This window comes from Streptomyces canus 299MFChir4.1 (assembly GCF_000383615.1).
GTDB classification, from domain to species: domain Bacteria; phylum Actinomycetota; class Actinomycetes; order Streptomycetales; family Streptomycetaceae; genus Streptomyces; species Streptomyces canus_C.
The window spans coordinates 1-26,736 of record NZ_KB911637.1; the positions used below are offsets into that span (position 1 = coordinate 1).

18 protein-coding genes and 6 pseudogenes are annotated in these 26,736 nt (G+C 65.2%); 14 read left to right on the plus strand and 10 right to left on the minus strand.

All coding sequences use genetic code 11. The features are described 5' to 3' along the window. The coding region (locus H293_RS51760) for a TetR/AcrR family transcriptional regulator (RefSeq protein ID WP_158694554.1) at positions 1 to 173 on the minus strand (173 nt) is incomplete at its 3' end. Positions 174 to 422: 249 nt separating this feature from the next. On the opposite strand from H293_RS51760, the gene H293_RS0145390 reads away from it, so the two are divergent. The 3 genes from H293_RS0145390 (at position 423) to H293_RS0145400 (ending at position 3,423) form a co-directional block, all read left to right on the plus strand. After that, on the plus strand, positions 423 to 833 hold the full coding sequence (locus H293_RS0145390; RefSeq protein ID WP_158694555.1) for a hypothetical protein: 411 nt from the start codon (positions 423 to 425) through the stop codon (positions 831 to 833). A 704-nt stretch (positions 834 to 1,537) separates the two neighbouring features. Continuing rightward, positions 1,538 to 2,470 carry a ParA family protein gene (locus H293_RS56295; RefSeq protein WP_158694556.1) on the plus strand — a complete coding sequence of 311 codons (933 nt, stop codon included), beginning with the start codon at positions 1,538 to 1,540 and terminating at the stop codon, positions 2,468 to 2,470. Then, complete coding sequence (locus H293_RS0145400; protein WP_033416622.1) at positions 2,470 to 3,423, plus strand: hypothetical protein; 954 nt, start codon at positions 2,470 to 2,472, stop codon at positions 3,421 to 3,423. Before H293_RS56295 ends, H293_RS0145400 begins: the two co-directional genes overlap by 1 nt. Before the next feature lie 291 nt (positions 3,424 to 3,714). Here the strand turns inward: H293_RS0145400 and H293_RS0145405 are convergent, their stop codons facing one another. From H293_RS0145405 to H293_RS0145430, 5 genes and pseudogenes are all read right to left on the minus strand, one after another. Then, complete coding sequence (locus H293_RS0145405) at positions 3,715 to 4,956, minus strand: ParB/RepB/Spo0J family partition protein (RefSeq protein WP_033416620.1); 1,242 nt, start codon at positions 4,954 to 4,956, stop codon at positions 3,715 to 3,717. Continuing rightward, positions 4,953 to 6,218 (minus strand): ParA family protein, encoded by a 1,266-nt coding sequence (locus H293_RS0145410; protein WP_020124401.1) that lies wholly within the window; start codon positions 6,216 to 6,218, stop codon positions 4,953 to 4,955. Before H293_RS0145410 ends, H293_RS0145405 begins: the two co-directional genes overlap by 4 nt. 1,666 nt (positions 6,219 to 7,884) lie before the next feature. Continuing rightward, positions 7,885 to 8,691, minus strand: coding sequence for a hypothetical protein (locus tag H293_RS56300; RefSeq protein ID WP_259294708.1), 807 nt, complete (start codon positions 8,689 to 8,691; stop codon positions 7,885 to 7,887). Positions 8,692 to 8,935: 244 nt separating this feature from the next. Next, positions 8,936 to 9,745: pseudogene (locus H293_RS56305) on the minus strand (IS5 family transposase). A 56-nt stretch (positions 9,746 to 9,801) separates the two neighbouring features. Continuing rightward, a complete protein-coding gene (locus tag H293_RS0145430) occupies positions 9,802 to 10,398 on the minus strand; it encodes a TetR/AcrR family transcriptional regulator (protein ID WP_020124404.1) in 597 nt (198 codons plus the stop codon). A 93-nt stretch (positions 10,399 to 10,491) separates the two neighbouring features. Between H293_RS0145430 and H293_RS0145435 the strand changes: the two genes are divergently transcribed. From H293_RS0145435 to H293_RS0145470, 7 genes and pseudogenes are all read left to right on the plus strand, one after another. After that, on the plus strand, positions 10,492 to 11,487 hold the full coding sequence (locus H293_RS0145435) for an alpha/beta hydrolase family protein (protein ID WP_020124405.1): 996 nt from the start codon (positions 10,492 to 10,494) through the stop codon (positions 11,485 to 11,487). Then, positions 11,484 to 11,861, plus strand: coding sequence for a nuclear transport factor 2 family protein (locus H293_RS0145440; RefSeq protein ID WP_020124406.1), 378 nt, complete (start codon positions 11,484 to 11,486; stop codon positions 11,859 to 11,861). Before H293_RS0145435 ends, H293_RS0145440 begins: the two co-directional genes overlap by 4 nt. Positions 11,862 to 13,740: 1,879 nt before the next feature. Continuing rightward, a pseudogene (locus H293_RS0145445) lies at positions 13,741 to 13,947 on the plus strand (IS110 family transposase); the annotation flags it as partial. A 1,720-nt stretch (positions 13,948 to 15,667) separates the two neighbouring features. Further along, a complete protein-coding gene (locus H293_RS0145455) occupies positions 15,668 to 16,669 on the plus strand; it encodes a bifunctional DNA primase/polymerase (protein WP_028808782.1) in 1,002 nt (333 codons plus the stop codon). Beyond that, on the plus strand, positions 16,666 to 18,186 hold the full coding sequence (locus tag H293_RS0145460; RefSeq protein WP_020124410.1) for a DNA primase family protein: 1,521 nt from the start codon (positions 16,666 to 16,668) through the stop codon (positions 18,184 to 18,186). The genes H293_RS0145455 and H293_RS0145460 overlap by 4 nt, the downstream gene beginning before the upstream one ends. Beyond that, positions 18,183 to 18,584 carry a DUF6009 family protein gene (locus tag H293_RS0145465; RefSeq protein WP_020124411.1) on the plus strand — a complete coding sequence of 134 codons (402 nt, stop codon included), beginning with the start codon at positions 18,183 to 18,185 and terminating at the stop codon, positions 18,582 to 18,584. Before H293_RS0145460 ends, H293_RS0145465 begins: the two co-directional genes overlap by 4 nt. Positions 18,585 to 18,771: 187 nt before the next feature. Next, positions 18,772 to 19,257 carry a hypothetical protein gene (locus tag H293_RS0145470; RefSeq protein ID WP_028808783.1) on the plus strand — a complete coding sequence of 162 codons (486 nt, stop codon included), beginning with the start codon at positions 18,772 to 18,774 and terminating at the stop codon, positions 19,255 to 19,257. A gap of 51 nt (positions 19,258 to 19,308) precedes the next feature. Here H293_RS0145470 and H293_RS56320 read toward each other — a convergent pair. Next, positions 19,309 to 19,534: pseudogene (locus tag H293_RS56320) on the minus strand (IS110 family transposase); the annotation flags it as partial. Between the two features lie 80 nt (positions 19,535 to 19,614). Between H293_RS56320 and istA the strand changes: the two are divergent. The 4 genes and pseudogenes from istA to H293_RS56335 all read left to right on the plus strand — a co-directional run bounded on the left by istA (position 19,615) and on the right by H293_RS56335 (position 23,536). Continuing rightward, a pseudogene (gene istA, locus H293_RS56325) lies at positions 19,615 to 21,241 on the plus strand (IS21 family transposase). 16 nt (positions 21,242 to 21,257) lie between these two features. After that, positions 21,258 to 21,779, plus strand: a pseudogene (locus H293_RS51775) (ATP-binding protein); the annotation flags it as partial. Positions 21,780 to 21,872: 93 nt separating this feature from the next. Continuing rightward, positions 21,873 to 22,328: a DUF4265 domain-containing protein gene (locus tag H293_RS0145490; protein WP_259294711.1), complete on the plus strand. Its 456-nt coding sequence runs from the start codon at positions 21,873 to 21,875 to the stop codon at positions 22,326 to 22,328. 329 nt (positions 22,329 to 22,657) lie between these two features. Further along, positions 22,658 to 23,536 (plus strand): annotated as a pseudogene (locus H293_RS56335) (IS5 family transposase). A 16-nt stretch (positions 23,537 to 23,552) separates the two neighbouring features. On the opposite strand, the gene H293_RS0145495 reads toward H293_RS56335, so the two are convergent. The 3 genes from H293_RS0145495 to H293_RS0145505 form a co-directional block, all read right to left on the minus strand. Beyond that, positions 23,553 to 23,948 carry an Imm7 family immunity protein gene (locus tag H293_RS0145495; protein WP_020124417.1) on the minus strand — a complete coding sequence of 132 codons (396 nt, stop codon included), beginning with the start codon at positions 23,946 to 23,948 and terminating at the stop codon, positions 23,553 to 23,555. Between the two features lie 610 nt (positions 23,949 to 24,558). Further along, on the minus strand, positions 24,559 to 25,851 hold the full coding sequence (locus tag H293_RS0145500) for an MFS transporter (protein WP_020124418.1): 1,293 nt from the start codon (positions 25,849 to 25,851) through the stop codon (positions 24,559 to 24,561). A gap of 155 nt (positions 25,852 to 26,006) precedes the next feature. Then, positions 26,007 to 26,648, minus strand: a complete 642-nt coding sequence (locus tag H293_RS0145505) for a TetR/AcrR family transcriptional regulator (RefSeq protein WP_020124419.1) — start codon at positions 26,646 to 26,648, stop codon at positions 26,007 to 26,009. Positions 26,649 to 26,736 lie beyond the last annotated feature (88 nt).

Here is a 26,736-nt window from a genome sequence, read left to right on the forward strand (position 1 = left end):
TCTTCCTTGCTCGCGAAGTGCCGGTACAACGTGGCCCGGGTCACCTGCGCCTCTGCCACGATCCGGTCGATACCGACGGAATGGATCCCCTCGGCATAGAAGATCTGGGTTGCCGTGTTCAGCAGCCGCGTCCGCGCCTCAGACACAACGCCACCTTCCGTACTCCGACTCATACGCTCCATATTACCAAACGGTAGAACGTTCAGTCTTGACAGTTGCCGAGGAACCCTTATCTAATGTCGGTAGACCGAACGTTCTATCCCACTCTTACTTGGTGCGTCATGACCTTCCATCGGTACATCGTCTTCCCGGTCTTGGCCTTGGCCACCGTCGCCGGCCTCGCAAGCGCACTGCCCTCCGTCGCCTCCCAGTTGTCTCCGGCCTCCGTGGACGTCCACCCATGCGAGTCCCACGGAGACACCGTGACCGTACAGCCGATGCACGCCACCCGCGGCGGCCTGCTGAACTCCACCGATGACGCCAGACAGCAGCGCTACGACGGTCTCGTCAGTGCCGCGGCCAACGGAACGGTGAACGGCACCGAAAGTGACATGCTCTCGGCCGGATGCCCCTCAGCTGGCACCGTCGACCGCGCGGTGCCCGCAGATGACAGCGATGTGGCGAAGATCCTGGCCCGTGCCGCAGATCAGGATTCCGACACCGGTGCGCGATTCGTCCGCTCGGCACTCCCCGCGAAGGAGCCACGCGTCCCTTCGCCGGCCCAGAAGAACTCGCACAACGAACTCACTCAGGGTGGCGTGCGTCCCGCCGCGTTCACGTACTGGAAGCACATCGATGCGCGACAGAGCCGACCGGAGTCTTCCACTGCTTGATGATCAGCTGCCCCTCTGAAGGTTGGCCACCCGCATGAAGAAGCCGGATACAGAGCGTAATCAGCCGTACGACATCCACATGATCATCTTGAGGGGGGAACCCTCGTGGCACCCGGCTCCCCTTACCCCCCGTCGACGCCCCAGCGTGTTTTCGTCAGTGGGACAACTTGCGGCCCGCCTCCGGCCGTCTGGACTGCTGCGGCGATTCCGGCGACCAGTGGACCGGAACCGCGCCGAGTGACACCGTAGTGCTCCATCCGCCGTTCAACGGGACGACCGCAGCCTAGAACGCCGATCCACGTAGAGCACGTAGAGAACCCCTTGCAGGCGCAGCCGGTTCTCCAGTGGCTTCTGGCCGGGACCCTGCGAATCTCCCCCGCCGACGCCATCGGTTGAGGAGTGGCCTGCGGGACGTGCCGCGCGGCTTTGGGAGAAAACACCATAATGTCGCTGATCGTCCGGCACGTAGACCGGTGAGGCGAGCAGGCAGCCCCGTCCGCGTCTGTTTCACTGTGGTTTGCTACAGGTGATTCCGTGTGATGGTGCTCACCGCACGCCCGCGACAGCCGCGGAGGCGCCCTGACTACTCCCCAATTGGGGAGTGCCGCCATAGCCTGCCGTTTCACAGGTCCCGTTGGGGCAGGATGCCTGATGGCTGCACCTCATCCCGGTGCGTGAGGTATCGCAAGAGGAGGCCACTTCCGGTGCTGAGCGATACGAAGGATTTCGTCGAACCCCCTCCGAATGCCGTCATGATCGGCACAGGCAAGGGTGGAGTGGGCAAGAGCACCATTGCCGCTCACAAAGCTGCTTGGCATGCCGCCCGCGGAGAGCGAACCTTGCTCGTCTGTGTCACGGGCCAGGATGACGACGACTTGGGCATCGAGCGGTTCGGGCGAGGCATCCGTCCTGAAGGCCCATCAGTACTGAACGGGCAGGGTCTTTTCCGCGCGATCCAAGAGCGCACTCCCCTGGTGCCCGTGCGTGAAGTCCGACCCAATCTCGACGTCGTCCCCGGCGGAGAAGCTGTTGGTGAGCTCCTTGCGCTGCTGACCGCCCGTCTGCCGGTCGAGGGCATCGGCGTCGTCTCGTCACTGGCTCGCGCTCTTGCTCCTCTCGCAGCCTGGTATGACCAGATCGTCTTCGACAGTGCCCCTGAGCAGGACAGCCTTGAACAGCTTGCTTTGGCCGCATGTCGTTGGCTCTTCGTGCCTACACGTTCCGACGACGCATCGATTCGCGGAATGCGGCGTATCGCCCGCAACTACAAGCTTGTACGCAAACAGTTGAACCCTCAGCTCCAAGTCGTCGGTGCTTGCCTTTACGGCTCGAATCCAAGCGCCACCCAACTGCACAGTGAAGTACGTGCCGAGATCATGAAGGAACTCGGGCCCAGTACGCCGATGGCAGCACGCGTAGTTGGGTACCGCGAGATGCCTGCGGTCAACGCCCGGAGGAAGGGGCTGACCTTCAGCGAGTACGCGGCCCTCCTGCCGACCAGTGCGAAAAGCTACGACGTGGCCGCCGGCCGGGCGGCGCGTGCGGATGTGGTTCCGCAGTCGATCCAGCCGTTGGCCGCTGAGATGGATCGACTCAACTCCGAGATTGATGAGCTTTGCAGGAAGGCTGCCACGTGATGGCCGGAGTGTTCGACGACGACCCGACTCAGGAACCCATGGGGCAGGGCTTGCTGAAGGGTGAGCTGCCCGCTGTGCTCCAAGAGGCTTCTGTTGTGGTGAAGGCTCCGGTCGGCACAACTCTGGAGTCCATCCCATCGCCTCGCCCGCCAGCTGGCGACGGAGATCTGAGCGAGCTGGAACGAGAGACTCTTGAAGCCTGTAAAGCAGGCATGAACAATCTCCACAACGCGTTCTGGGTGGCCGGCAAGAGTCTGGAAACCATGGCTGTCGGCAACCTGCACCGCAACGAGGGCTTCGCCAACTTCGCCGAGTTCGTGTGGACGAATTGGGAGATCTCTGAGTCTCAGGTCTACCGCCTGATGGACGGATGGCGAATCGGGGAGTCGCTCAGTCAGCTGGGACATCGTCCTCGGGAGTCGCAGGTGCGAGAGCTGACCGACATCAAGCGGACGGCCGGCGATGAGGCCGCCGTCGCGGTCTACGATGCTGTGGCCCGCTCGGACAAACGGGTCACGGCAAGGCTCCTGGCGCGCGTCGCACGTCAGCTCCTCCCCCTCTCCAGAGACTTGAACCGCGCCCAGATCGACGCACTGGTGCGAGAGATGCTCACTCCCCCACGTGATGCAGTGTCACCGGCTTCGCGGCCGGAGCAACCGGTCATCACTGATGGCGAGGGCGACGGCGTCCAGACAGATGTCTCGCTGCGCGACTCCCCAATTGGGGAGCCACAAGGGCGCCGAAGTGATGCCGGAGACGCTGGTGGAGGCTCCACCGATCTGGAGCGGCTGGCGAAGGCACAGGCTCTGCTGCGTGAAGCCGCACAGGCTCTGAGCAAGCCAGTAGTCCGCAGAGCGTTGAAAGAGGCACCTGGAGCGGCTTCATCACTGCTGGCTGATATCGAAAACGACCTGAACAGGATCGGTAGGGCGGCGGCACGTCGTCCCGAGTAGCGCGGAGTGCGAGTCGGCTGGGCGTGGCTTCTTGTCCTGGGCGTGTCTTGGCTTGTCCTGCTCGTGTCTTGGCACGACGGGCCGATCGTGCCGCTGCCCGCTGCCACGATCCGAATCTGGCTCCACCAGCCTCTGCTCGGCGTGGCTCGGACTGATCGCGAGTGGCGGCTTGGCCGGCCGGTCATCACTCCACTGCCGGCTCGGCCTCAGCCTGTCTTCCTGTTGTTGTCCGGAGACCACAACAGGAAGACAGTGGTAAGCAGACGAGGAACCGTCTGCCAACCGGTGCGATCAGGTAGTGACCGCCTGCTGACTGTCCCGGTGCTTGATCAGCTGGTCCAACATCCTGTTGAACTCGTCCGGCGGCATCTTGTGGATCAGTAGTTGCGCTGCGAAATGTCCGTCGTCGTAGGGAAACTTTTTGGGCGGACGGTCCGCCGCTTGCGCAGTACCGCCGTCTTGTACAGCCTGCGCGGGAACGGACGGCGCGGCGCTGCCCGCTTGACCGGCAGACAGGTCCTGCTCTGCAGCGGCTGCCGGCTCTGACGGAAGCTCAGGCTCAGACGGAGGCTCAGGCTCAAGCGAAAGCTCAGACGGAGGCTCAGGGTCAGGCGATAGCTCAGGCTCAGAGGAAAGCTCCGGTGTTGCGGAGCTTTCCTCTGCGGCTGCGCTGCCGTCTGCGTTCTCCGCCTCGTCGGCGCCGACGGCGCCAGGTCCCTCAGCGGAGGGAGTGATTACGCCGTAATCACTCTCCTGCCGGGTTTGAGTGGTGGCCTCGACCGCGGTGGACGCCGGTTGCGCTTTCGGCCGAGCTCGGGCCTCCTCATCTTTCCGCGCGCGCTCGGCCTTGAGTTCCTCCAGCGCGGCTTGCTGCTGGTCAGCAGGCTTGTTGCCGACAGCTCGCAATAGATCGATGGGCTCCTTGCCGATGCGGGCTTGGAGTTCAGGGGTCAGGTTGAGCAAGGCGAGCCGCTGTGAGACCCATCCCTGTGAGCGGTGTAGGTGCTTGGCGAGAGCTCGCTGACTGCCGTGAATGTCCAGGAGGCGCTGGAGAGCGCGCGCCTCATCCAGTTCTTCAAGATCCTGCCGGTGGATGTTGGCCACAAGGGCGGACTCAAGAAGCTCTTCGGGAGTGGACCCCTGTTCATCACTGACCATCACCTTGATGGTGGCGAGGCCGCCTTCTCGAGCAGCAGCAAGCCGGCTGCTGCCGTCCACTACGACGTGGGTGGTGTCCGGTTCCAGATCGGCCTCTTGCCCCGGATTCGCCTTGAGGTAGGCGTCACGGTTCATGACCGTGATCGCCTGCTTCTGCCCGTGGGTTTTCAGGCTGCCCGCAAGGTCGGTCAAGTCTCCGAGGCTAGTGCGGGGGTTGTCCGGATTGAGGCTGATCCGGTGCACGGGAAGTTCAGTGGGTGGGGCGATCCCCTCGGTCGGAACGCCCGTGGCCGCGGCGACTGCTTGGCGCCGCGCACTGACCGGGCGCACTCCCCCGCCGAAACGACCTGCGCCGAGCTGGTCGGCCTTGCTCACGAGACCTCCCTTGCCAGGGCGCGCATGCCAACGGCCTGCTGAGATTTCGGGGCGTACGACAGCAGGGGTTTCTTCACCCGGACGGCTTCCTTCTGTTCCTTGAGGTCTCCGATGAGTCCCACGACCCTCGGATCCTTTATGTCCACCCAGCCCTGCAGTGAGGAGGTGGCGATGTATCCGCGGCGAGAGTCGTAGAGGTTGACGACGATGCCGAGGTAGTCGATATCGACTTTGAGGTCACCGCGCAGATCATCGATCTGCGTGGTGAGCAACTCATAGGCGTCGGCGGAGCTGTCTTCTGCTTGGACGACGATGAGAGCTCCGGACTGGCCGGGCTTCTCGCTGTCGCGTCGACGACCGTAGTAAGCGGCGGCGTCCATGCTCAAGCCAAGACTGGGGGGGCAGTCGACGATGATGACGTCGTACTCGGCCTCGAGGGGAGCAAGCGCCCGCTCAAGAGCGGCTTCCCGGGCTCGTACCGCTGACAGGCGCACATCGAGCAGGAAGGCGTCATTGCAAGCGGGCAGGAGGTGGAGACGGCCGTCAAATGCCTCATCGTCGATAGAGATGATGAGGTCGCGCAGGTCGCCCTTGGGATCACCTGCCATGTGGTTGGTGAGGCTGTCGCCACCCATCGGTGCAGGAGTGCCACCTAGTTGGTTGGTGAGGTGGCACTGCGGGTCGAAGTCGACTAGCAGCACTCTCTGGCCAAGTCCCGGCAGATTCTCGATGTCCAGTGGATCGCTGTCCAGACCGTCCTCGCCGTCGTGCGCTTCGCTTGCACGCACAGCCTTGGCGAGAGCCTTGGCGACACGCGCCGGGTGGAGGGTGTTGGGGTCCTCCGCGAGCGCCTCGCCCAGGCCAGCAGTGATGGCGGTCTTGCCGACGCCACCCTTCTGATTGCACACGATGATGCGCCGGGTGATCGCGGGGCGTTCGACATCCGGGGCTGGATTGGTGTCCAGCCACAGCTGGACGGACTGCGCCAGGCCCTGAATGAGCGAGACACGTCGGTCCGTGGCAATCTGCCGGAACTGCTCCCACTGTCCGGGCGGCAGGAAGGTGGAGAACGAGTCAGCGGCAGCGGTGTCGATCGTGGCGCACGTGGAGGCCAGGTTGCACCAGTCTCTGATGCCTTCCTCCACGGCGACTTGGATCTCGATGCCGTGCTGGGCCGCTCTGATCTTGAGGTTTTGCCGGAGCCATCCCGGCAGCTTGGAGACGACCTTTTCCCGGTCGCTGGAGGTGACTGGCGAACTCATGAGGACACCATACTAACGCTCTTGATCATCTACATCATCGACACGTTAGTTAGTACAAGTTGCGGGTCTTCAGGGCACCGTCTGGGTGATTACGGCGTAATCACCCGTGCTCCACGAGTCCTGATCGCTGCTGGCCAGGCCGCGATGCCCCTGGCTGTCGAAAGCCGGGAGGACAACAGCAGCCGCGGGCCGCCGCGTTCGACGCCGCTCCACTGAACAGCCACCGCTGCTTGAGTGATTACGGCGTAATCACCCTGCCAGAGCCCTTGCGGCATCCGAGATGGTTGGGAAGCGTGGTGGGTTCGCCTGCTGTCGTGTACCGACGGGAAGCAAAATCCCTAGCTCCGCGCATACAGCGAGCGTTGACCGAGCGACCGCAGTCGGGGGTCTGCCGCGTCATCATCAACAACGGTCATTCTCCACGGCCCGCAGCGGAGAGGTCGGGATGGGACCGGACTGGAGCACCGCAGGGGTCGCCGGGCCGATACCCAGCGCCTCCGCCACCATCCGCGCCCATCATCACCCGCCACGAATCGCGGAGGGGTCGTCTGACGGGACAAACGAGATGATGGCGACTCCGCTGATCCCGAGATGGACTGATGACCCAGATTCGTCTCGGCCGCAACAGCTACCAGGCGGTCCCTTCACAACCGACCAGCGGCTCGCGGTGCCTCTACGAATCCCAGCGGACCACATTGACCAGACTGCGGAGCAAAGATCAACAATGGGCAGTGCTGACTTCGGCGTAACCCGTCGTCGAGGGCGGCAAATGTCGGCATGTCGGAGGGGACTGATAGGCGGGATCCACTGGGGGGCGCGAAACGGTATTCCGTGGGCGGGGTCTGCCGGTGGAGTGCATCTGGGCGGCTGTGCTCACCAGACGGCAGGTCAGGGCCGGTGCTGCTGAGCTGATCACGTCGAGGTGAATGTCGACCCCACGATGTGCCGGACTCACCAGCACGCAGCCGGCGCCCGTCGGAAGAGACCAGCCCATAAGTAGCCGCCGCGCAGGATGGGCTGCGAGCCGGACGAACCGTGGGCTCGGCCAGCCCCGGAGCGGCCGGACCATCGGGCCGTCGCTCTCCCCCGGTTCCACCAGAAGTTCTACCGAGGTCTCAACGTCGTCGAACGTTGCTTCTGGGCCGCCTCAAGTGATTACGCCGTAATCAGTCAGCCATCGAGGCTCTATCCCTGTGCCTCGGGTCCTCGTCCCACGATGATCAGCTCACCGTGGGTTCCCGGACCCGCTTGGCAGGAAAACGAGGGCGGTTGCCATCGTTCGCAATCCGTGCGCGCGGTGAAGTGGCCGCAGCTGATTACGCCGTAATCACTCGGCCCATCCACGTGCCTCCTCGACAGACGGGGTCAGCACCCTTTCACCGCGCCCACCCTCACCCATCGTCATCGACTCCCCTCATGCAAGAGCGCCGGGTCGTCTCCCACTCTCCCGCCCGGCGAGTTGCTTCGGCCGACTGTCCGCTGGCCATCTGCCTCGGCAGAGACGAGCGATGCTGTCGTGCGAGCTACCAAGAGGGCAGATGCAAGCAACGAGGTGGCTTCGATGACGCTGACACTCCGTCAACGGTGGCAAAGTGATCGTCGACAGCAGATCCGTCGGTGGGAATTCGTGGCTGACGCGGGTCCTTACGCTCAGAGAGACGACCTCTCAAGCCTCGGCAACAATCGCTGCAGCAGCATCCACGGCCGCCTGGGCGCCTTCACTCAACCGACGTGCGCTCTGTACAACCGGACCCGCCTTCAGCAGTTCCCGCACTACGGCCTTGATGTAGATGCCCAAGCTGACAAATTGCGTGGGCGTCTCACAGTGGGGGAGTACCGCCTCGACTTGGTCGAGCCAGAATTCAACGTCATCGTCGTCATCCAGCTCTGCGCGATGCTCCAGGAGTCGGCGCGCCACTGGTGCCAGAAGGTCATGGCGGCGAGCGGCTAGTTCCTCGGCTCGCCGGTCGGCGGCCGCCTTGCTGGCCACCTGCCGCTCCGCGAGCATCACCGCTTCGGGCGTCCTTCGCACCGGCAGGCTCGGATCCGCAGGGTTGACCAACGCGGCGGCTCGCAGCCGCATCGCCTTGTTGTAGGCCGCACTGGACGCATTCACTGCCAGCGCTGGAGCCAACTCAGCCCATTCAACCCCGGCTGTCCGCGCATCCTCGATTGCTCTGGATTGCCTCACATCTGCCTGCTCCCGCAGGTACTCCCACAGACGGACCCGTTCGATTGCAGAGTCTCGCCGCGCATCGATGTTCCTCAGTGCTCCGGCGTGCGTTTCCAGATACAGCAGGGCTCCGTACAACTCATCATCGGCTGGCATGCGATGGATGTCGCTGTCTTCTGCGCCTTCATGATGCTGCCGCAGGCGTCCGACAGCGGCAACGGTATCGATGAAGCCAATACGGACAGGCGTCTTGACCAGGGGTTTTGTGGGCGCGGGGGAGCGTCGAGCTGGGCGAGGCATACATCGCAGTCTGCCTTATCGAGGTGGATTCACAGAATGTGAATCCACCTCAGCAGGAGCCTTTCAAGTCGCTGGCGGGGGTTCTTTGAAGGGTACGGACGTGTGCAGCCTCTAGCAGAGGTGACTGATCGTCAGTACTTCGCCTGCGTCGGTCATCGTCCCGGCATCCTCGCCGGCAAGACCTCGTTCCACCTGCTGACCGCGTTCCTGACCGGCTATGACCAGCGTGCTCTAACTGATCGTTTCAGAATGAGGTTCGCAAGCGGCGGAGGCATATGAGGCCGCAGGCCAGCTCGAGCAGGCCCATGGGGAGATCAGCGCGTCGGCCGTCGCGGATGCGGGGTCGCTTGAACTGATGCAATCAGGCGAAGGCGCGCTCGACCACCCAACGCACCTCGCCCAGTCCTGAGCCGTGGGCGACACCGCGTCGGGCGATCAACGGCTTGACGCCGCACTTCCACAGGAGGCGGCGGTACTTGTCGAAGTCGTAGCCCCGATCGGCGTACAGGCGCCGCGGCTTGCGGCTGGGGCGTCCCCGCAGGCCCCGGATCGGTGGGACCGCGTCCAGCCGCGGCAGAAGCTGGGTGGCGTCATGCCGGTTGCCGCCGGTGAGCGTGATGGCGAGCGGGGTCCCGTGACGGTCGACGCTCACATGGTGTTTCGAGCCGGGGCACGCCCGGTCGACGGGCGAGGGGCCGACGTGATCCCCCCTTTGAGGGCCCGGACGTGCGAGCCGTCCACGGCGCAGTCGTCCAGGCCCAAGAGGTCGTTGCGGCACAACTCGCCGAACAGGGCAGCGTGCAGGCGAGGCCGTACACCGACCTCAGTCCAGTCCCGCAGTCGGCGCCAGGCCGTTACCCCCGACAAGCCCACCGTCTCCGCGGGGACATCACGCCAGGCGACACGGGTCCGCAGCACGTACAGGATGCCCGCGAGTGCCGCCCGGTCCGCAACACGCAACCGTCCGGGGGCAGCGGTGGCGTCGCTCGGGAGCAGACGGCAGCAGCGGAGCAACCCGCTCCCACAGGTCGTCAGGAACAAGATCAGATGGCAATTCGGACATCCTGCCGATCAAGGTAGCGCGAGACCACGACTCAACGCGTTGAAGGATCAGTTGTCGCATTGTGCCGCCCGGTCCTGGCGCAGTCCGGTGAGCAACAGCGTGATCATGCGCCGGGTGTAGTCGATGTGCGAGGGGCCGGGCGTGCACAGGTGTGCAACCGCCCGGAGGAGATCCATCGCGCTCACCCCATCCCCCGCCACACCGGCGGCTCGCGCAGTCTGCAGCAACTCATCGAGTGCCGGCTCCAGCCGTTCCAGCAGTTGTGCGCCGAGTCCGGCAAAGGTCGCCTCGCCGGAATGCAGCGCCGCTGCGAGACCGTGTTTGGTGAGGACGAACGCGCAGTAACGGTCAAGCCACAGGGTGAGGGCGCCCATCGGCGGGTACGCGGCGGCGAGCTCCTGGGCAGTTGCGACGCACTCGTCGACGTCGTGCTGCAGCACCGCGAGTACGAGATCGGTGCGCTTGGGGAAGTGGCGATACAGGGTCGCGACGCCAACTCCCGCCTCCGTGGCTATGTCCTTGACGTGCGCGTCGATGCCGTCGCGGGCGAACACGGTGCGGGCGCCCTCGATGAGCGCCTCGACGTTCCGGCGGGCGTCCGCACGAAGGGGCGCCTGCGGCACCTCGCCCTTCTCGCTGTTCATGGGCACCCCCTTCGCTAATCGGAACCTGATTCCGTATAGTAGCGGAGACATCAATCGGAATCCGATTCCATTTAGTCGAGGACGGGACAGCAGATGACTGACGACACCACCACGCACGACGACCTCTGGGACAGCGCCGACGCGCTCCTCGGCGGGGCAGGCACGATCCCGGTTGCCAGCTCGACGCCCTTCCTGTCGGTGAGCCCGGTCGTGCTCCCGGCGCCCGATCGCCCTGCCCCGCTACGGGTGCGCATCTCCGCACCCGCCTCGGGAGAACGTCTGCCGGTCGTGCTGCTCTCCCACGGCGGAGGGTCCACGAACTACATCTCCTCCAACCGCGGACTTGCTCCGCTGTCGGACTTCTGGGCGGCCCACGGATTCGTGGTCGTGCAGCCCACCCACCTCAGCTCGAGGTCCCTGGGACTGCCGCGGATCGCGCCCGACGCCCGCGCGTACTGGGAGTCGCGCGTGCTGGACCTCAAGGCCGTCCTGGACTACTTCGACCTCATCGAGGCCGCCGTACCGGGGCTGGCCGGGCGCGTCGACACCGGCAGGGTCGCGGTCGCCGGGCACTCGATGGGCGGCCAGACGGCGAGCATGCTCCTCGGCGCACACGTGGTGGAGGACGGCGAGACCGTCCGCGCATTCGACGACCGGGTCAAGGCGGGCGTCCTCCTCGCATCGACAGGAGCCGGGGGCGATCACCTCACGGACCTGGCAAAGCAGTACACCGCACTACGGACGGCCGGGTTCGAAGAGATGACGACACCCACGCTCGTCATTGTCGGCGACCGGGACGACTCGCCCGAACTCACCGACCGCGGACCGTCCTACCACGCCGACGCCTACCACCAGGCACCCGGACCGAAGGCACTGCTCACCCTGCGCGGGGGCGAGCACATGCTTGGCGGTGTCACCGGCTATGACACCGTCGAGACCACCGACGAGGACCCGGAACGCGTAGCCGTGATCCAGCGGATGAGCTGGGCGTTCCTGCACGACGCCCTCACTTCCGACTCCACGGCGTGGCCGGCGGCGACGGCCGCGTTCGCCCGCCTCTACCCGATCGGCCGACTGGAGAGCAAGTGAGCACCACACCCATTCCGGACTGGTTCACCAAAGCGCTGGAAGCACTGCGCTGCGGCGACAGTGCCGGCTTTCTCTCGATGTACGCGGACGACGCGATCCACGAGGTTCCGCTCGCACCGGCGGGACGCCCGCCCGAATTGGTCGGGAGAGCAGCGATTGCCGAGTACGCGGCCTTGCTGCCCACGGTCGCCCGGTTCACCGCCTTCGAAGATCTTCGCGCGCACGTGAGTGACGACGTACTGATCGTCGAGTTCACCGGGACCGGCACCCGCGTCGGAAGCGACGAACCTCTCAGACTCGCCTACGTGTGGTTCATCACCCACGACTGCGGCCGAGTCTCGCGAATCCGCGACTACACGATGTCCCGCCCATAGATAGGAACGGTCCCCGCCCTCTGCAGCGTCCGTTCAGCAGCCAACGCCGAGCGGCCGCCTGGCCTGCAGCCTCATATGCCTTTGCCGCCTGCGAACATCAGTCCCAAACGACCTTCTAAGGCATGGGGCCGCGGGCTCACCGGGTGGCCCGACTGGGTCGTCGCCCGTCGCGGAAGCGACTGCAGCCACGCCTGGCCCGGGCAGGTCTCCACATCGCCTTCCCGAACGGCTGGGACGACGCCTGGGGCCTCTCCCTGGGGACGAACAGCCCGTCATAAAGGTGCTGTTCGAGCTCCTCGACGAGTTCGCTGCCGAACACGACACAGAGCGGAGCCAGCCCTTGGCGTAGTTCACCTTCACTGAGATGGGACCAAGCTCTGTCGCTGTCTGGCTGCCTCTGGTGATTACGCCGTAATCACCAGAGGCAGCCAGACAGCGACAGACAGACTGGACGGCTGTACCGGCTGAGGTTGATCAGGTGGGCTGCACACGCAGTCGGCGTACGCGAACATAGTGCGCGGGGCGCGGGGCTCATCAGCGTGCAGCGAGCAGTTTGACGAGCCGGACTGGTGAAGTCGAAACGGTACGTTCGATCCGCTGGTCGCCTGGTGACCGTCACGTCCCGGGCTGGCGTCGCTGACGGAACCGTTACGGGCGGAAGTCCGCAAGCGTCTCGGCCTTCCCCACGGAAGATCTCCCAGGTCGAACAGTCAGGGCGCCGACGCAAGCTTGATGTCCCGGCGGGGGAGAGCTGTGTAGTGACCCATGCGCAACAGGCACGGCACTCTGTCGCGTTCACAACGGCATCGGCAGAGTCACCGTTTAGATGCTTCCGTCCGCGCCGAGGCGGGCCTCGCCCTCCGCGGTCTCGGAGTCAGCGGCTCGGGTGACCAAGCGGCCGATGATCTGCCCTCCGTGCAGCGTGCCTCGTATCGAACAGGACCTGGTTCAAGGCGGCGTACCCTCGCCCTCCACGACTCCACCCTGTAGTCCCACAGCCAGCAGCTCGGGTGCTTCCAGGAGCTTCGCCTCTACTGCGGAGGCACCATCCCAACATGCCCGTATGAGGCTCGGGACGAACTCGGACTGGCGCCCCGTCGTTGTTGCTGAAATCGACCCAGGTGCCACCAGGTGCCCGTCGAGGCTCCCCATGACGAAGCCCCACCCTGTACCACTACGTCAGTCTTCCTGTGGATGCGACACGAGAGGCCAATGCCTTTCATCGCAGAGCCACACAACACAGCCCTGCCGGGGGATCGGCGCACCCTGACGGCCGGGATCGAAAAGGTCCTGGAAAACCAGACCACCGTGATTGTCTCCGCCCCCCCTCCCACACGGCAGCCGGGCCCAGACGGGGAGGGTGAACGGGACGTCCACCACGTTCTCGCCCTCCGCGGCCAGCTCCTGAGCAAGGCTGCGGCCCAGGCCCCGGGGCGCCTTCGACGGCAAAGCAGCGCTCGGGCCGCTTCTCGCACCAGCGCATGAGCGGCCGGACGATCCCGGCGTTGACGACGAAGCGTCGCTGGGCGAGTTGATGCCCGGCGGCGTCGACGGCGACGGCGGTGTGAGAGGACTTGTGGGGATCGTGCCGATGGTGATCACAGGCACCCTAACCAGGTCTCAACGGGATGGGGCGGGTGCGGTGGGCACTCTGACTTGAAGTCTCAGCGTCCATTGGTCACGCCTCTGTCGAGCCACACCGCGCGGGTGCCGGACAGCGGCGGCAAAGCCCGAAGTGGGCGACATGAGGTCACGCACGCCCCTACAGACCGGCACCCTGGACGCTACGGCTGCAGACCGTGTGTCTGGGTCCGATTCAACAAGTCAGAGGTCCGACTACCGCCTGGCCTGGCGGGGCGCCTGGCCGCTTGCGGGGGACATCGACGACGTGGGCGTCTTCCTCGGCCTAAACGTCGGCAAGAGCGCCCATCACGAGCGCGGCCTCACCCTGGTCGGCAAGAAGGTCTTCGACAAGCAACTGCCCAACAGCAAGCCGAAGCTGCGGGCCATCTTCGGCAGACTGGCCGCGAAGTTCGGCACCGTCCTGGTGATCGTGGACCAGCCCGCCACGATCGGAGCCTGCCCCTGACCGTCGCCTGCGTACCGACCGCATCGACCTAATCCCCGTGTGAGGGCGAGTAGGCCGGGCCAGGGGGATCCCTGGGCTGTTCGAATGGCAGAGCCGTCATCCCTCGCATCGAGCGGACATGCGGTGTCTCTAGTAGAGAGCGGCGGGCAGCCTTCACTACGCGACCTGGCACGTCGGTCTCGGCACGAGCACCCAGCAGACCTCTGCCAACTCTTCGAACACACCATAGAAGAGCTCAGGACCCAAATCCCGGACTACGAGACCGCCGAACGCCGCCTCCTGCATCACAGGGCGACAGAACTGTCCGCCGGTGCCTTGTCATCGAAGATAGCCGCAGCCTGCAGCCTGAGTCCGGCAGGGGATCAAGGCATTGCCAGATCCTGAGCGGGAGTTCGTGGCGGCCGTGGGCCTGGAGTACCACCTCGACTTCATGTCCCCCGAAGAGGTCCGGGCCTGGGAGAACGCCGTACGCCTCGCCACAAGAACTCTCGCCAGAACAGCCCTCCCAAACCTGCAGGGACCCCACCCACCGCCACGCCCACCACACACCGGCAGCCAACCCTCACTCGCACCAAAAAAAGCGACACGTTGGACAGAGCGCGGAACCGGCGGTCGGTCACCGGTTAAAACCGCAGCGGCGCCCTGGGCTGACGGCATCCCACCCAGGCGCGGCCGAGTCTGCGGATCAAGGCTGACCGGCGGCGCGGCGAAGCTCAGAAGACTCGTTCGTGCAGCAGACCCGACCCACCGGGCCCGCAAGGGGGGCAGCAAGCTGGAGTGCATACATCCCGTGAGGCCATCGAGTCAGCGACTGAAGCGACCCGGGGTGAAAGGGGGCTTGAGGGACTGCCTTGACCAGTCGTGTCGGGCCCGCAGGCCAACCGCCTTCTTACAGGACCGCGAAGAAGACAACGCGGGGCAACAGGAACTGCGGCCGGCCGGGGGAGGGAAGCCTGGCGGGGCAGGCCGTCGGTCTTTCTGAGTCCGTTGCGAGCACGTGGAGATGGTCTTCGAAAAAAAACCCCAACACACCTACTAGTGGGCTTCTTTCGGTCGCTTCGGTCGCTGTCAGGAAAAAACGCCCCTGCCTGGGGGAGGGGCACGCCGGTCCTCTGCTGGCTGCGCAGTGTTTTGGAACCTCCATCGTTCAGTCGCTTCAGTCGCTTCGATCGCTGGCTGCCGGTGAGTAGCGACTGAACGGACAGCGACCCTTAAATTGCTGAGTCGCTGTCCATCTCGCGGGAAAAAACCCCAGGTCAGGCCAGGTTGCGCACAGGGGGAGCGACTGAAGCGACTCGGGTTCTACATATAGGAGAAATCTTTGATGTGTGTGTAGGCGTCATAGACTCCATCCTTCAGTCGCTTCAGTCGCTTTTGGATCAGCTAAGTAGCTTTGAGCTGCGGGTTTCCTCTGCAGACCGGCAGAGCGACCGAACACGCCCCAGTCGCTGTGCCACTACCTTAGTAGCTGCCAGAAGGACCGGTCGGTCTCATTTTCGACACGGAGTCATCGATGTTCCGCATGTACTGCACAGTCTCGCCGGTCTCATTCGCTACTCTGTGTTCGTCGTTGAGTCGCTTCGGTCGCTGGGAGGGAACGAGCATGGCTTCTGATCTGCAGCTTTTTCACAGCGACTCAGTAGAGCCTGTGCCCCCTGCCCGTTCCGTAGCTGCGTCTCTGAACACTGCCCGGTGGTGCGCTCGCCGTGGCTGGCCTGTGCATCCCCTCGCTCCGGGCCGGAAGACACCTGTTGCGAACTGCGCCGACTGCCGGAGCAACTCCCACCCCCCGGACAGTTGTCCTTGCGTGCTCACGGGCGGCTGGTGTCATAGCTTTCACGCCGCCACCCTCAACCAGTCCCGCATCGAGGCTTGGTGGGGCCAGAACCCCGGTCTGGGGGTCGGCGTCTCCTGCGGTTCTGCTGATTTGGTCGTCATCGACATTGACGCCCACGAGGTCGAAACCCCGCCCCGGGACCGGATCCTGCCAGGCATCCCTATCGGTGACCAGATCGATCTCACTGGCCTTGCCAACGGCTTCCACACCCTTGCTGTGCTGGCCGCCCTCCGTAACCAGCAGAGCCCCGCTGATGATGCGAGCACCTTGCGCGTCCGCACCCCCTCCGGCGGGCTCCATGTGTGGTACCGGGCCACGGGCCACCGCCGGTGGTTGTCTTCGGTTGGCTCCAGCCAGGGCCGGGCCCTGGCCTGGCAAGTAGATATCCGCGCTCAAGGCAGCTACATCGTTGCTCCCGGGACCACAATCAAGCAGGGCACCTACATCCCCGTGGGCGAGCCGCGAGAGCCGGCAGCCCTTCCGCTCTGGCTGGCTCAGGAACTCGCCCGTACCGGGCATCTGCCCGCCCCTACGATCCCTGCTCCTCGCCCCGTCCCGCCGCGGGCTCAGCAGGCTGTGCTTGCCGCTAGTGGCGGATCAGACCGGGCTCAACGAGTCCTCAACGCAGTGCTCGCTCCGGTTGAAGCGTGCGGCCAAGTTTCCGAAGGGGCGGGATTCTCCGAAGTCCTCAACCGTGCTGCCTTCACCCTTGGGGGCCTTATCTCAGCTGGGCGCCTCTCCCAGGAACAGGCGGAGCAGGCGCTCAAAGACACGGCGATCGCTGCGCGTCCCGGTCAGCAGTCGAGGATCGAGCAGATCATTCGAAGTGGTCTTGCCGCAGGTCTCACTAAGCCTCTGGACACCCTGGGGAGGCGCCCATGACCTCCCCAGGACACGAGACGCTCTTTGAGTTCGATGCCGAAGCCGTCGCTACTCAGATCCGGAACCAGACAGCCACGGTGCCGTTGCCTTCCCAGGCCGCGACTGAAAGGCCGACTGGCGAGGCAACGGCACGTGGATTGTTGCCCGATACCTTGACCGACCGTGGCAATGCGAAACTCTTTGTGAAGCTTTACGCCAATGACTACCGTCATGTACCCAAGATCGGTTGGTACCGTTGGGACACCACTCGATGGCAGATCGACGAGGATGACTCCGTGGTGTGGGCTGCCGGCGACCTCGCCGAGAACATCGCCAGCCACGACCCCCGTGGCTTGTTCACTACGACTGCGCTGCAGCAGCACCGCCGACGTGCTCTGTCCACCGCAGGCATGAACGCCATGTTGTCTCAAGCCCGTTCTGCCCCGGGGATGGTTCTCAAGCCCGATCGTCTAGACGCCAACCCCTACGCCCTGTGCACTCCGCAGGGGATCGTCGATCTCCGCACAGGACTGCTCACTGCTCCCGACCCGAACAAGGACTTTCACTCCCGTTCAACTTCCGTCGGCCCTCGACAGATGCCGACTCCGAGGTGGATGCGTTTCCTCACTGACACCTTTGGTGACGACGCTGAAGGCCGGGAGATGATCAGCTACCTGCAGCTGCTGCTGGGGTACTCCATCACAGGAGATGTGGGCGCCCAGATCCTGCCCTTCCTTTGGGGTGAAGGAAAAAACGGTAAGTCGGTTCTCCTCGATGCCATCATGAAGTTGCTCGGTGACTACGCGGACGCCGCCCCACCGGGCTTCCTGATGGCCAAGCCCTTCGAAGGCCATCCCACCGACCTTGCGGAACTGCATGGCCGGCGCGTCTATGTCTGCTCGGAAATCAAGCCGGGCGACAAGTTCGATGAAGCCCGCGTGAAACATCTGACCGGTGGCGACCGCATCAAGGCCCGCCGCATGAGGCAGGACCCTTTCAGTTTCCAGCCGACCCACAAGCTCTGGCTGCTGGGCAATCACAAGCCTGAAGTAGGCACGGGCGGGTTCGCCTTCTGGCGGCGTATGCGTTTGATCCCCTTTGAGCGTGTTGTGTCTGACGACCGCAAGATCGACAATCTGGCTGATCTTCTCGTCATCGAGGAAGGCCCCGGTATCCTGGCCTGGCTCATCGACGGTGCCCGCCGCTACCTTGGCGGGGATCGTGATCTGACTGGTCCTGAGCGTGTACGCATCGCCACGACTGCATATGCCGAAACCGAAGACCATACCGGTCGCTTCTACGAGGAGTGCTGTCAGTTGGGGCCCGATCTCAGAGCCGAACAGACGGCGCTCTACGCGGCTTACAAGATCTGGTGTCAGAATGAAGGTGCGCAGTTCATCTCTTCGCGCGCGTTCGCCTCCCGTACCCGTGAGCTGGTCGGGCTGGCCTCGCCCAAAGAGATGATCTTGTCCAACCAGCGCAAGTACTACCCGGGCATCGGACTGCTCACCGACGAGGAGAGGGGCACTGACGCATGAGCTCCCTGATCAGCGCGGACGAGATCAGCCACGAGACGGAATTCGTGTGGCTGGAGGACATCGACCAGCTCGACTACGTACGGCAGAGTCTGGATCGCCTGCCCACGCGTAAGGGCAAGCCTCCGTACCACCGTGACGGGCGGATGGTGGGCTACGCCATCCTGGGGCCGGCTGCCAAGCCCTCGCGCGCCTCTGGCACATTCCGGCGCCGTGTCTTCTGGCTGCTGCCCCATGATCGGGACAGTGAGCCTGACGGCCTCTACGCGCGCAGCGCTCCCGCGGAAGCTATCGACCCTCGTACTCTCCAGCCCTGCGTGAAGGGCTATAAGACGGAACGCTCGGAAGGTGGCCCGCCCTCCCGCGCCATGCAGGAACTGGGCATAAAGCTCCCGCTCTAGAGGCAGCGCCTGGTGCCCGCGCGGATGAGCGTTCCGAGCGGGCGGGACTGCCCCGGACAGGCTCTTTGAGTTCGGCAGCTTGCTGGCTTCGACCCAAGAGAGTCGATCGTGACCCTGAGGCTGGCTGGGGGGTGCCCCTATGCCTTTGGTCAAGGGAAACGGGGGTGCGGTGAGGCAGCATGGCGGGGTGGCTGATCTGCTGTGGGGTGACGTGAAGCGCTTCTTCGACCCGGACTTGATGGGGTCGTTGCCGGACGCGCGTGTCCCGGATGCCTCGGTGGACGACTGGCAGGCGGTCCTCGATCTTGTCGTGGAGAAGGGCTGGAAGTGCCAGTACTCCGAGGGAGAGAGGGTGGTTCCGGTGCCGTGGGCGGAGGCCGTGCTGTCCCGTCCGGCGGAGGCCGAGTGCCCGGAGCTGCGGGTCTGGCCGGCTGCAGATGTGTTGGCGATCTTCCGTTTCCATGCCGACGATGAAGTCGACTTTGACGTCGACCTCCGGGAGTTGCAGGGGCAGGAGCGACTTGATGTGTTCTGCGGCTTCCTCGGGGAGATCGGGCGGCGGCTGGGCAAGCCGGTGCTGATGGACCCGGAAGGCGACTCCGGCCATCCGGTGCTCGGCTTCGACGTCGAGGCCGATCGAGTCGTTCTCCTTGCAGACCCGCAGGTCAGGTGACCGCGGCTGACGGCTGGGGTTCGTAGAAGATTCCGTCGCGGAGCATGGCGAATGGGTCTCCAGGAGTTCCTCGGTCCGCCTGGCCAGCAGCTTGCGCTGGTCAAAGGACGGCAGTCAGCGAGGCGGCCAGGCTCGGGACGATCAACGCGGCCGCCTCGGCCCCCGGGACCGTCACAGTCTGCTCGTCCAAAGCATCGAATATGTCCTCGACCAGACGCTCGGCCGTCCTCGGCCGCAGCGGCGTGAGCAGTGGCAGCAATGGTCTGCGGCCCCACTTCTCCGGCCCGAGTTGGCCCCGCCCAGCGGACGTGGCTGGGACGCTCGGCGTAGGTCTCCGTGAGGGGCCGATGCCGGGTGGTGTCCTCAAAGGAAGAGCTGTTCCTGCTGATTCGCCGGGATTCGTGGGGGGGGGTGTCGGTCCGCGCGCTCGCGCGGAAGTACGGCGTCCACCGGCGGCTCGTGCGCGAGGCCCTGTGTTCGGCGGTGCCACCGCTGCGGCGGACACCGCGGAGGCATTCGCCGCGGTTGGGGCCGTTCAAGAAGGCGATCGACCAGTGGCTGCTGGACGACCTGGAGGCTCCGCCGAAGCAGCGGCACACCGTGCAGCGGATCCTGGCCAGGCTTCAGCAGGAACTCGGAGCGGAGTTCGCGTACTCGACCGTGTGGGACTACGTCCACTGGCGACGGCAGGAGATTGCCGAGACCGCCGGGGCGGCCCCGGTCGCGGGGTTCGTGATCCGGCACAACCAGCCCGGGATGGACGCGGAGGTCGACTTCGGTGAAGCCTGGATCGACGTGGCCGACGAGCGCACCAGGTGCTACCTGTTCGCGTTCCAGCTCGCCTACTCCGGCAAGGCCGTCCACCGGATCAAAGCCTCCTGCGGGCAGGAGGCTTTCCTCGACGGCCATGTTCACGCGTTCCGCCCTGGGCGGCATACCCGCAGGCCAGATAAGGTATGACAACCTCTCGCCCGCGGTGTCGAGGGTGATCCGCAAGAGCCGGTCGCGAGAGGAGCATCCGCGCTGGGGCGACTTCCGCCAGCACTACTCGATCACCCCTTTCTACTGCGAGCCAGGGCTTCGCGGAGCCCACGAGAAGGGCGGCGTCGAGGGGCAGGTGGGCTACTGGCGGCGCAACTTCCTCACGCCTATCCCAGGGGTCGGCTCCCTCGACGAACTCAACGACGCCTTCGTCGCGTTCGAACAGGCCGAAGAGAACCGGCGGATCGGGATGCGGATCCGCACCATCGGCCAGGACTTCGCCCTTGAGGCCCCGCTCCTGCTGTCCCTGCCCGGTGAGGCGTTCGAGACGAGTCTGGCCTTCAACCCGTGAGTCGACCGCTACAGCATGGTCGCCGTCCGGGTCTGCGGCTACTCGGTCCCGGTCCGCTACATCGGCCGCACCGTCCATGTCCTGCTCCGTTCGAACGAGGTCGGCGTCTTTTACGGCCGCCCGGAGATCGCCCGTCATCCGCGCCTGACCACCAAGGGCGCCGAGCGGGTGATGCCGGACCACTTCCTGGAAGTCCTGCTGGCCAAACCGGGGGCCTTGGTCGGCTCTGAGGCTCTCGACCAGGCCCGCCGCACGGGCACCTTCACGCCTGCGCACGAGGCGTTCTGGTCCGGGGCAAAGCACACTCTCGGTGAGATCGAGGGGACGAAAGCGCTGGTCCACCTCCTGCTGCTGCACCGGCATCTGCAGCACCGCGCCGTTGTCGCGGGCGTCCAGGCAGCCCTCGCGGCCGGCGCGTGCACTGCGGACGTCGTCGCGCTCGAAGCACGCAAGGCCGCCGAGATCGAGGGCCGCTCGCCGACCGTCACGCTCACCGTCCCGCTGCCCGAACCGGTCGCCCCGCCGCAGCTGCCGTTGCCGAGCCTGACCGAACGTCGCACCGCCCGTCTGCCACCCGACCAGCGTCCGCTCCCAGCACTTGAGCGCTGGGACCAGTTCCTGCACAACCGACCCGGAAGGGACCCTCGATGACCGGCCGCACCACACCCTGACCGAGCCCGCATCCGACGCCGCCTGCCGCGTCCTGCGGCTGCTGACCATGCGGGCCCAGTTCGCCGACACCGTCAGCCGAGCCGAACGCGAGCACTTGTCGTACCGCGGCTTCTTCGCCGAACTGCTGATGGCCGAGTGCGAGGACCGCGACCGGCGCCGCTCCGAACGGCGCATCCGAGCGGCCAGCTTTCCACGCTCGAAGTGGCTGTCCGACTTCGACTACTCGGCCAGCCCCACACCCGCTCTGGTCAACAACCTCGCCGCCTGCGAGTGGGTCAGGAAAGGCGAGCCGCTCTGCCTGGTCGGTGACTCCGGCACCGGCAAGACCCACCTGCTGATCGGCCTCGGCTCCGCCGCGGCGATGGCCGGCTTCCGGGTCCGCTACGCGCTCGCAGCCCGCTTGGTCAACGAGCTCGTCGAAGCAGCAGACGAAAAGCAGCTGACCAAGACGATCGCCCGCTACGGCCGTGTCGATCTCCTTTGTATTGATGAGCTCGGCTACCTCGAACTGGATCGCTTCCGCAGCCCCGCGGTTCAGTCCCCGCTGGTCCACGCGGATGATGGCGTGGTGATGAACATCAGCGACGCCCACGTGAAGGTCCACTTCCGGATGGAAGTGGACGAGGACGGCTGGCCGCCGACGAGCATCGAGAGTCTGTGGGCACTGGACCTCGGCGACGGAACGGTACGTCTCGACAACACTCCGTGGTTCGTGCGTGGGGTCGCGAGCGGCGATGTCGTCCGCGTGGACATCGATGACGACGGCCTGCGCTGGGCCGGGGAGACCGTTCAAGCTTCGGAGAACTGCACCATCCGCTTGATCGTGCTGAAGGACGGAGGCTCCACTGCGGCCCGACAGACCGTGCTGGAGACCTTCCACCGGCTCGGCACCACGGGCGAGGGCATCGAGCAGTTCCGGATGGTCGCGCTGGACATCCCGCCGGACGCAGACATCCAGCGGATCCGCAAGCTGTTGGAACACGGCGACGAGAAGGGCTGGTGGCACTGGGAAGAGGGATGTGTCACTGCCGCCTGGAGAGCCGGTGCAGGCACTGAGGACGATTGAGCGCACCTGGACTGCTCGGGTCAGCAACCGGACGCGAGAGGGTGGGCAATTGTCTGGCGTTTGACATGGGGAATTGGCTGACCGTCGACACATTCGCGGGCAGCCCGTGCGGTACCCGAAGGCGACTGCGTCGACCACCTGACGGTGATCTCGCCACCGCCCGCTCCGTTTCGGCGCCCGATCGAGTAACAGTGGCTCGATCCATGCTCATTGGGCGTCAGGCAACGACACACACAGATCAACGATCGAACGATCCGAAGACAGCGCCCTAGCTAAGGCCTGTCCGGCGGGTCATGAGTGTTTCGGCTTGCGGAGCCGTGTAGTTGGTCGTGGCCCGTGGTGATCTGACGAACGAGGAATGGCGCCGCCTGAAGCCGCATCTGCCTGTTTGTGGACGGCGTGGTGGGCGGTGGGCCAGTCACCGCAGGGTGATCAACGGGATTCTCTTCCGTGAGCGGACCGGGATCCCGTGGAGGGACCTGCCGGAGAGGTTCGGCAGGTGGAAGACGGTCTACGAACGGCACAGACGCTGGTCCGCGGACGGCACTTGGGACCGGATCCTCCAAGCCGTCCAGGCCGATGCCGACGCCGAGGGCCGGATCGACTGGAGCATGGTGGGCGTCGACTCGACGTCCTGTCGTGCCCACCAACACGCCGCCGGCGCTCGCAGGAAGAAACCCCGAATACCGAAAAAAGAGCCACGCCCCGGCAGCACCGCTCTGACGAGGGACTCGGAAGGTCCCGGGGCGGTCTCACGAGCAAGATCCACCTGGCCAGTGAAGGTGGTCGCAGACCTCTCGCGCTGCTGATCACGCCCGGCCAGTGGGGCGACGCACCACAAATGCTCCCCGTACTCGAACGCATCCGAGTGGCCCGCAACGGCGAGGGGGGTCCGCGCACGTGGCCCGGGCACCTGAGCGCGGACAAGGCGTACTCCTCCCGCAGGATCCGCCGCTACCTGCGCAGACGCCATATCAAGCACACGATTCCCGAGCCGAAGGACCAGAGGGCTAACCGTCGGCGCCGTGGCTGCGGGGGTGGACGCCCCGCCGGCTTCGATAAGGAGCAGTACAAGCGTCGCAACGAGGTCGAGCGGACGATCAACCGTCTGAAGAGCTTTCGCGCCGTCGCGACCCGCTACGACAAGCGGGCCTACGTCTTCCATGGCACCGTCACGGGCCACGATCAGCCTCTGGCTTCGAGCGTGATTTCGCCGGAGACGCCTCAGTCGGTGAAGGGATCTTCCACCGTCGGAATGAACGGAGACAGCAGCGCCTCCGTGTGCTGCGTGACCACGCCCCGAATGAGCCTGAGCACGCGTACCTCGTTTTCGTGGTCCGGTTCTTCGTCGTCGTGAACGTGGAGGAGCCCGTAGGAACCAGGGGCAACTACAGCCACATGCTCGAACAGTTCGATAACATCCGGCGAGGAGCGGTGATTGGAGTAGCCGCCGAGGTGGATGAACGGCTCGCCGTTCATCCACCTGAGGTCAAGCAAGTACGGGCTGTCCATCTGGGCGATGCGAAGCCGAAGCTCATCGACGATCTGCCGCAGACGGGACTCATCGTCGTCATCAGTTGCTGTCTCCCTGACCGTGATCCAACCGTGGTACTCAAACATCCCGTGATCGTAGTGAGATGGCCCGCTCCACTGTGCCGATCGCAGCATGATCCGCCGGACACGCCTGAGGCGGCGGGGCCGGCAGGGGGTGAGAGCACCATCGCGGCGAGGACGATCTGCGGCACCGTCCGCTTGCTCTCATGCGTCGCGTTCCCGCGCCCACGCGCTGCCGCAACGAGTCACCTTGGAGTGGGTCCGGCCGTCGGGACCTGCGGAGACGCGAAGGGTGTTCCCACACCCACAGACGGCAGTGGGCCGCCTGCTTGCGCAGGCGGCCCACGCCGTAGGGAGTACGTGCGCTGCCAATGAGAGCGTGTCTACGCAGGTCAGCGCACTTCTTCGGTAACCCGCTCGTGCGGTGCCTGGCCTCACTGGGCCCGACTGACATGCCTGCACCGCCGTGAGCCGCTGGAACTGGGGAGACTGTGCCGACTCGCCGCGCTGTCGGCAGAAGTTTCACTGACGCAGCCCACAGCGTCATCAGCTGGCCTGGCCGTTCCATGTCGTGATCGCAACGTCGGCATTGCTGAGAGAACGTCGTGCTGGACCTGGAGGAAACGTTTCCGCTGCCAGGGGAGTTTGGATCCTTGGACTGCGAAGTGACCGCTTCTCAGCGGACCTTCCGCACACGCGTGACGCTGAAGGCGCCGAGGAGCCCGAACACGGCTCCTCCCAGGAACAGGCCTGGGTAACCGAATGCGCCGATGACGCCAGGGGCCGCGATGGGAATGATCGACTGGGGCAGTGACTGGGCGAGGTTGGCGACGCCCAGGTCCTTGCCGGCGGTCTCCTCGTCCGGCAGGACGTCCGCGAGAAGGGCGAGTTCGACGGCGAAGAAGGCGCCCGTTCCCGCGCCCAGGATGAGTTGCCCGAGCAGCAGCAAAGGTATCGACGTGGACAGTGCGATGAGGGCGAGGCCGGCGGTGGCTATCAGGGATGCGATGATGACGAACGGCTTGCGGCGACCGACCTTGTCGGAGAGCCAGCCGAGCACCGGGGTGACGAGGAGAAGGCCTACCGCGTTGGCGAGTACGGCCTGGAAGACCTTGGTCGGCGCTTCGGCGTCACTCACGTCGAAGTTCTCTATGAGGAAGTACGTGAGATAGCTGGTGGCGGTGAACTGCGTGGTGTTGAGGAAGAATCGCGTCAGCCAGGCCCAGCCGAGGTCGGGATACCGGCGCGGGTTGAACACGAAGGAGCCGAACAGGGCCTTCATGTCGAATCGCTCGGCCGGGCGTTCGGTCCGGGTTCGGTCCTTGATCGGAGCGATTGCGCCGAGCATGAGCACGAGTCCGATGAGGCTTGGAACGAGGACTTGCAGGGCCCCGATCGAGAAAAGCTGCACCAAGAACGTCGCGCCGACCCCGCCGACGTTCTGGGCGAGGCTGATGAAGGAGGCGACGCGACCGCGACGATGAGGTTCGATCTGATCAGGCAGCATCGCTATCAGGGCAGCGAGGGCAAAGTTCAGCCCGATCTGCGCGACGCTCCAGCCGACCAGCACGAACAGGACGTTTGGTGCGTACGCGATGACGGCGATGCCTGCGTAGCCGATGAGGGCCCCGGCGAGGATCCATGGCTTGCGCATCCCGTGGCGGCTCATGGTCCGGTCGGACAGCCGTCCGGCAAGCGGGTTGGTGATGAACGAGAAGAACGCGCCTACGCCGAGGACGAGCCCGAGGTTGGCCGCCGAGTCGGCGCGGTCGAGGTCACGCAGCCGAAGGGCGATGGTGACCGCCAGGGGCGGTACAAGTGCGATCGCCCAGCCGAGCAGTGCGAGGGGTATCGCGACGGCGGCGTACTTGGACCGTGGTCCTGCGGCGTCTTGCTGGGAGGCGGGCGGCGCTACCGAGGGTCTTTCACCGGTGCCGACAGTGACAGGTGTGCTGCTTGATTCGTCCACATCAAGGTCCTCTGAACTGAGGTAGACGCGCCGGGTGCGTCAACGTGGGCGAACCGTAACACCGAATTGTTCCGAGTGGAACTTTTTTGTGATGGGGTGTGCTACGCCTCCCTCCTGGCCTGGTGAAGTGCTGCCCGAGTCTCGTTCGGCGGCGGTCAGGCCCGACCGGGAACCGCAGTGGTGTCCGGTTCGAGCAGGTGTTCCAGCAGGGCCATGCCGGCGGACATGTCCGCCTCGGCGTCGAGCAGTGCCTGTGTGGAGAGGCCGTCCATCGCCGCCACCAGCAGCGAGGCCGCGGTGTCGAGGGGAATGTCGTTGCGCAGGGTCCCGCGGTCTCGGTGGAACTCGAGGATGAGCCGAGCCTCCGCGCGGATCGACCGGTAGCGGTCGCGGAAGAACTCGCGCGAGCGGCCGTAACCCGGCTCGAGCGCGCGGGCCACCATGCTGTGCCGCAGCGCCATGAGGCCGGGGGTCTTGAGCACGTAGTTGGCGGAGAGCGCGGCGAACCCCGGTTCTAAACCGCTGTCGTGAGCCGCGGCCAGTGCCTGCCGGTCCTTCTCTCGCAGAACCTCGAGAAAGAGATCCTCGCGGGTCTCGAAATAGCGTCGCAGTGCGGCATGGCTCACACCGATGGCTTCACCGATCGCGCGCAGTGATGTGCCCTCGAACCCGAGGTCGGCGAAGACGTCGACGGTACGGTCGAGGATCTGCTGGCGACGGAGAATCCCCTTCGGGTAGCGCCCCCTCGACCCGGTGCCTGACAGCGGAGATGCCTTTATCCCGTCTTCGGTGGTCATTCTGGGCGGCCCTTCCATCGCTTGGTGTGCAGCGGTCCCAACCCTAGCGAAACTAAAAGTTCCAGATGGAGCTTTTTGGTGTTAGCGT

Coding starts and splice junctions, on each gene's coding strand:
- H293_RS0145435 (WP_020124405.1), top strand. CDS start 10,492: ATGACTGACGACACCACCACGCACGACGACCTCTGGGACAGCGCCGAC.
- H293_RS56300 (WP_259294708.1), bottom strand. CDS start 8,691: ATGCCTCGCCCAGCTCGACGCTCCCCCGCGCCCACAAAACCCCTGGTC.
- H293_RS0145460 (WP_020124410.1), top strand. CDS start 16,666: ATGACCTCCCCAGGACACGAGACGCTCTTTGAGTTCGATGCCGAAGCC.
- H293_RS0145400 (WP_033416622.1), top strand. CDS start 2,470: ATGGCCGGAGTGTTCGACGACGACCCGACTCAGGAACCCATGGGGCAG.
- H293_RS0145495 (WP_020124417.1), bottom strand. CDS start 23,948: ATGTTTGAGTACCACGGTTGGATCACGGTCAGGGAGACAGCAACTGAT.
- H293_RS0145430 (WP_020124404.1), bottom strand. CDS start 10,398: ATGAACAGCGAGAAGGGCGAGGTGCCGCAGGCGCCCCTTCGTGCGGAC.
- H293_RS0145505 (WP_020124419.1), bottom strand. CDS start 26,648: ATGACCACCGAAGACGGGATAAAGGCATCTCCGCTGTCAGGCACCGGG.
- H293_RS0145465 (WP_020124411.1), top strand. CDS start 18,183: ATGAGCTCCCTGATCAGCGCGGACGAGATCAGCCACGAGACGGAATTC.
- H293_RS0145410 (WP_020124401.1), bottom strand. CDS start 6,218: ATGAGTTCGCCAGTCACCTCCAGCGACCGGGAAAAGGTCGTCTCCAAG.
- H293_RS0145490 (WP_259294711.1), top strand. CDS start 21,873: ATGGAAGTGGACGAGGACGGCTGGCCGCCGACGAGCATCGAGAGTCTG.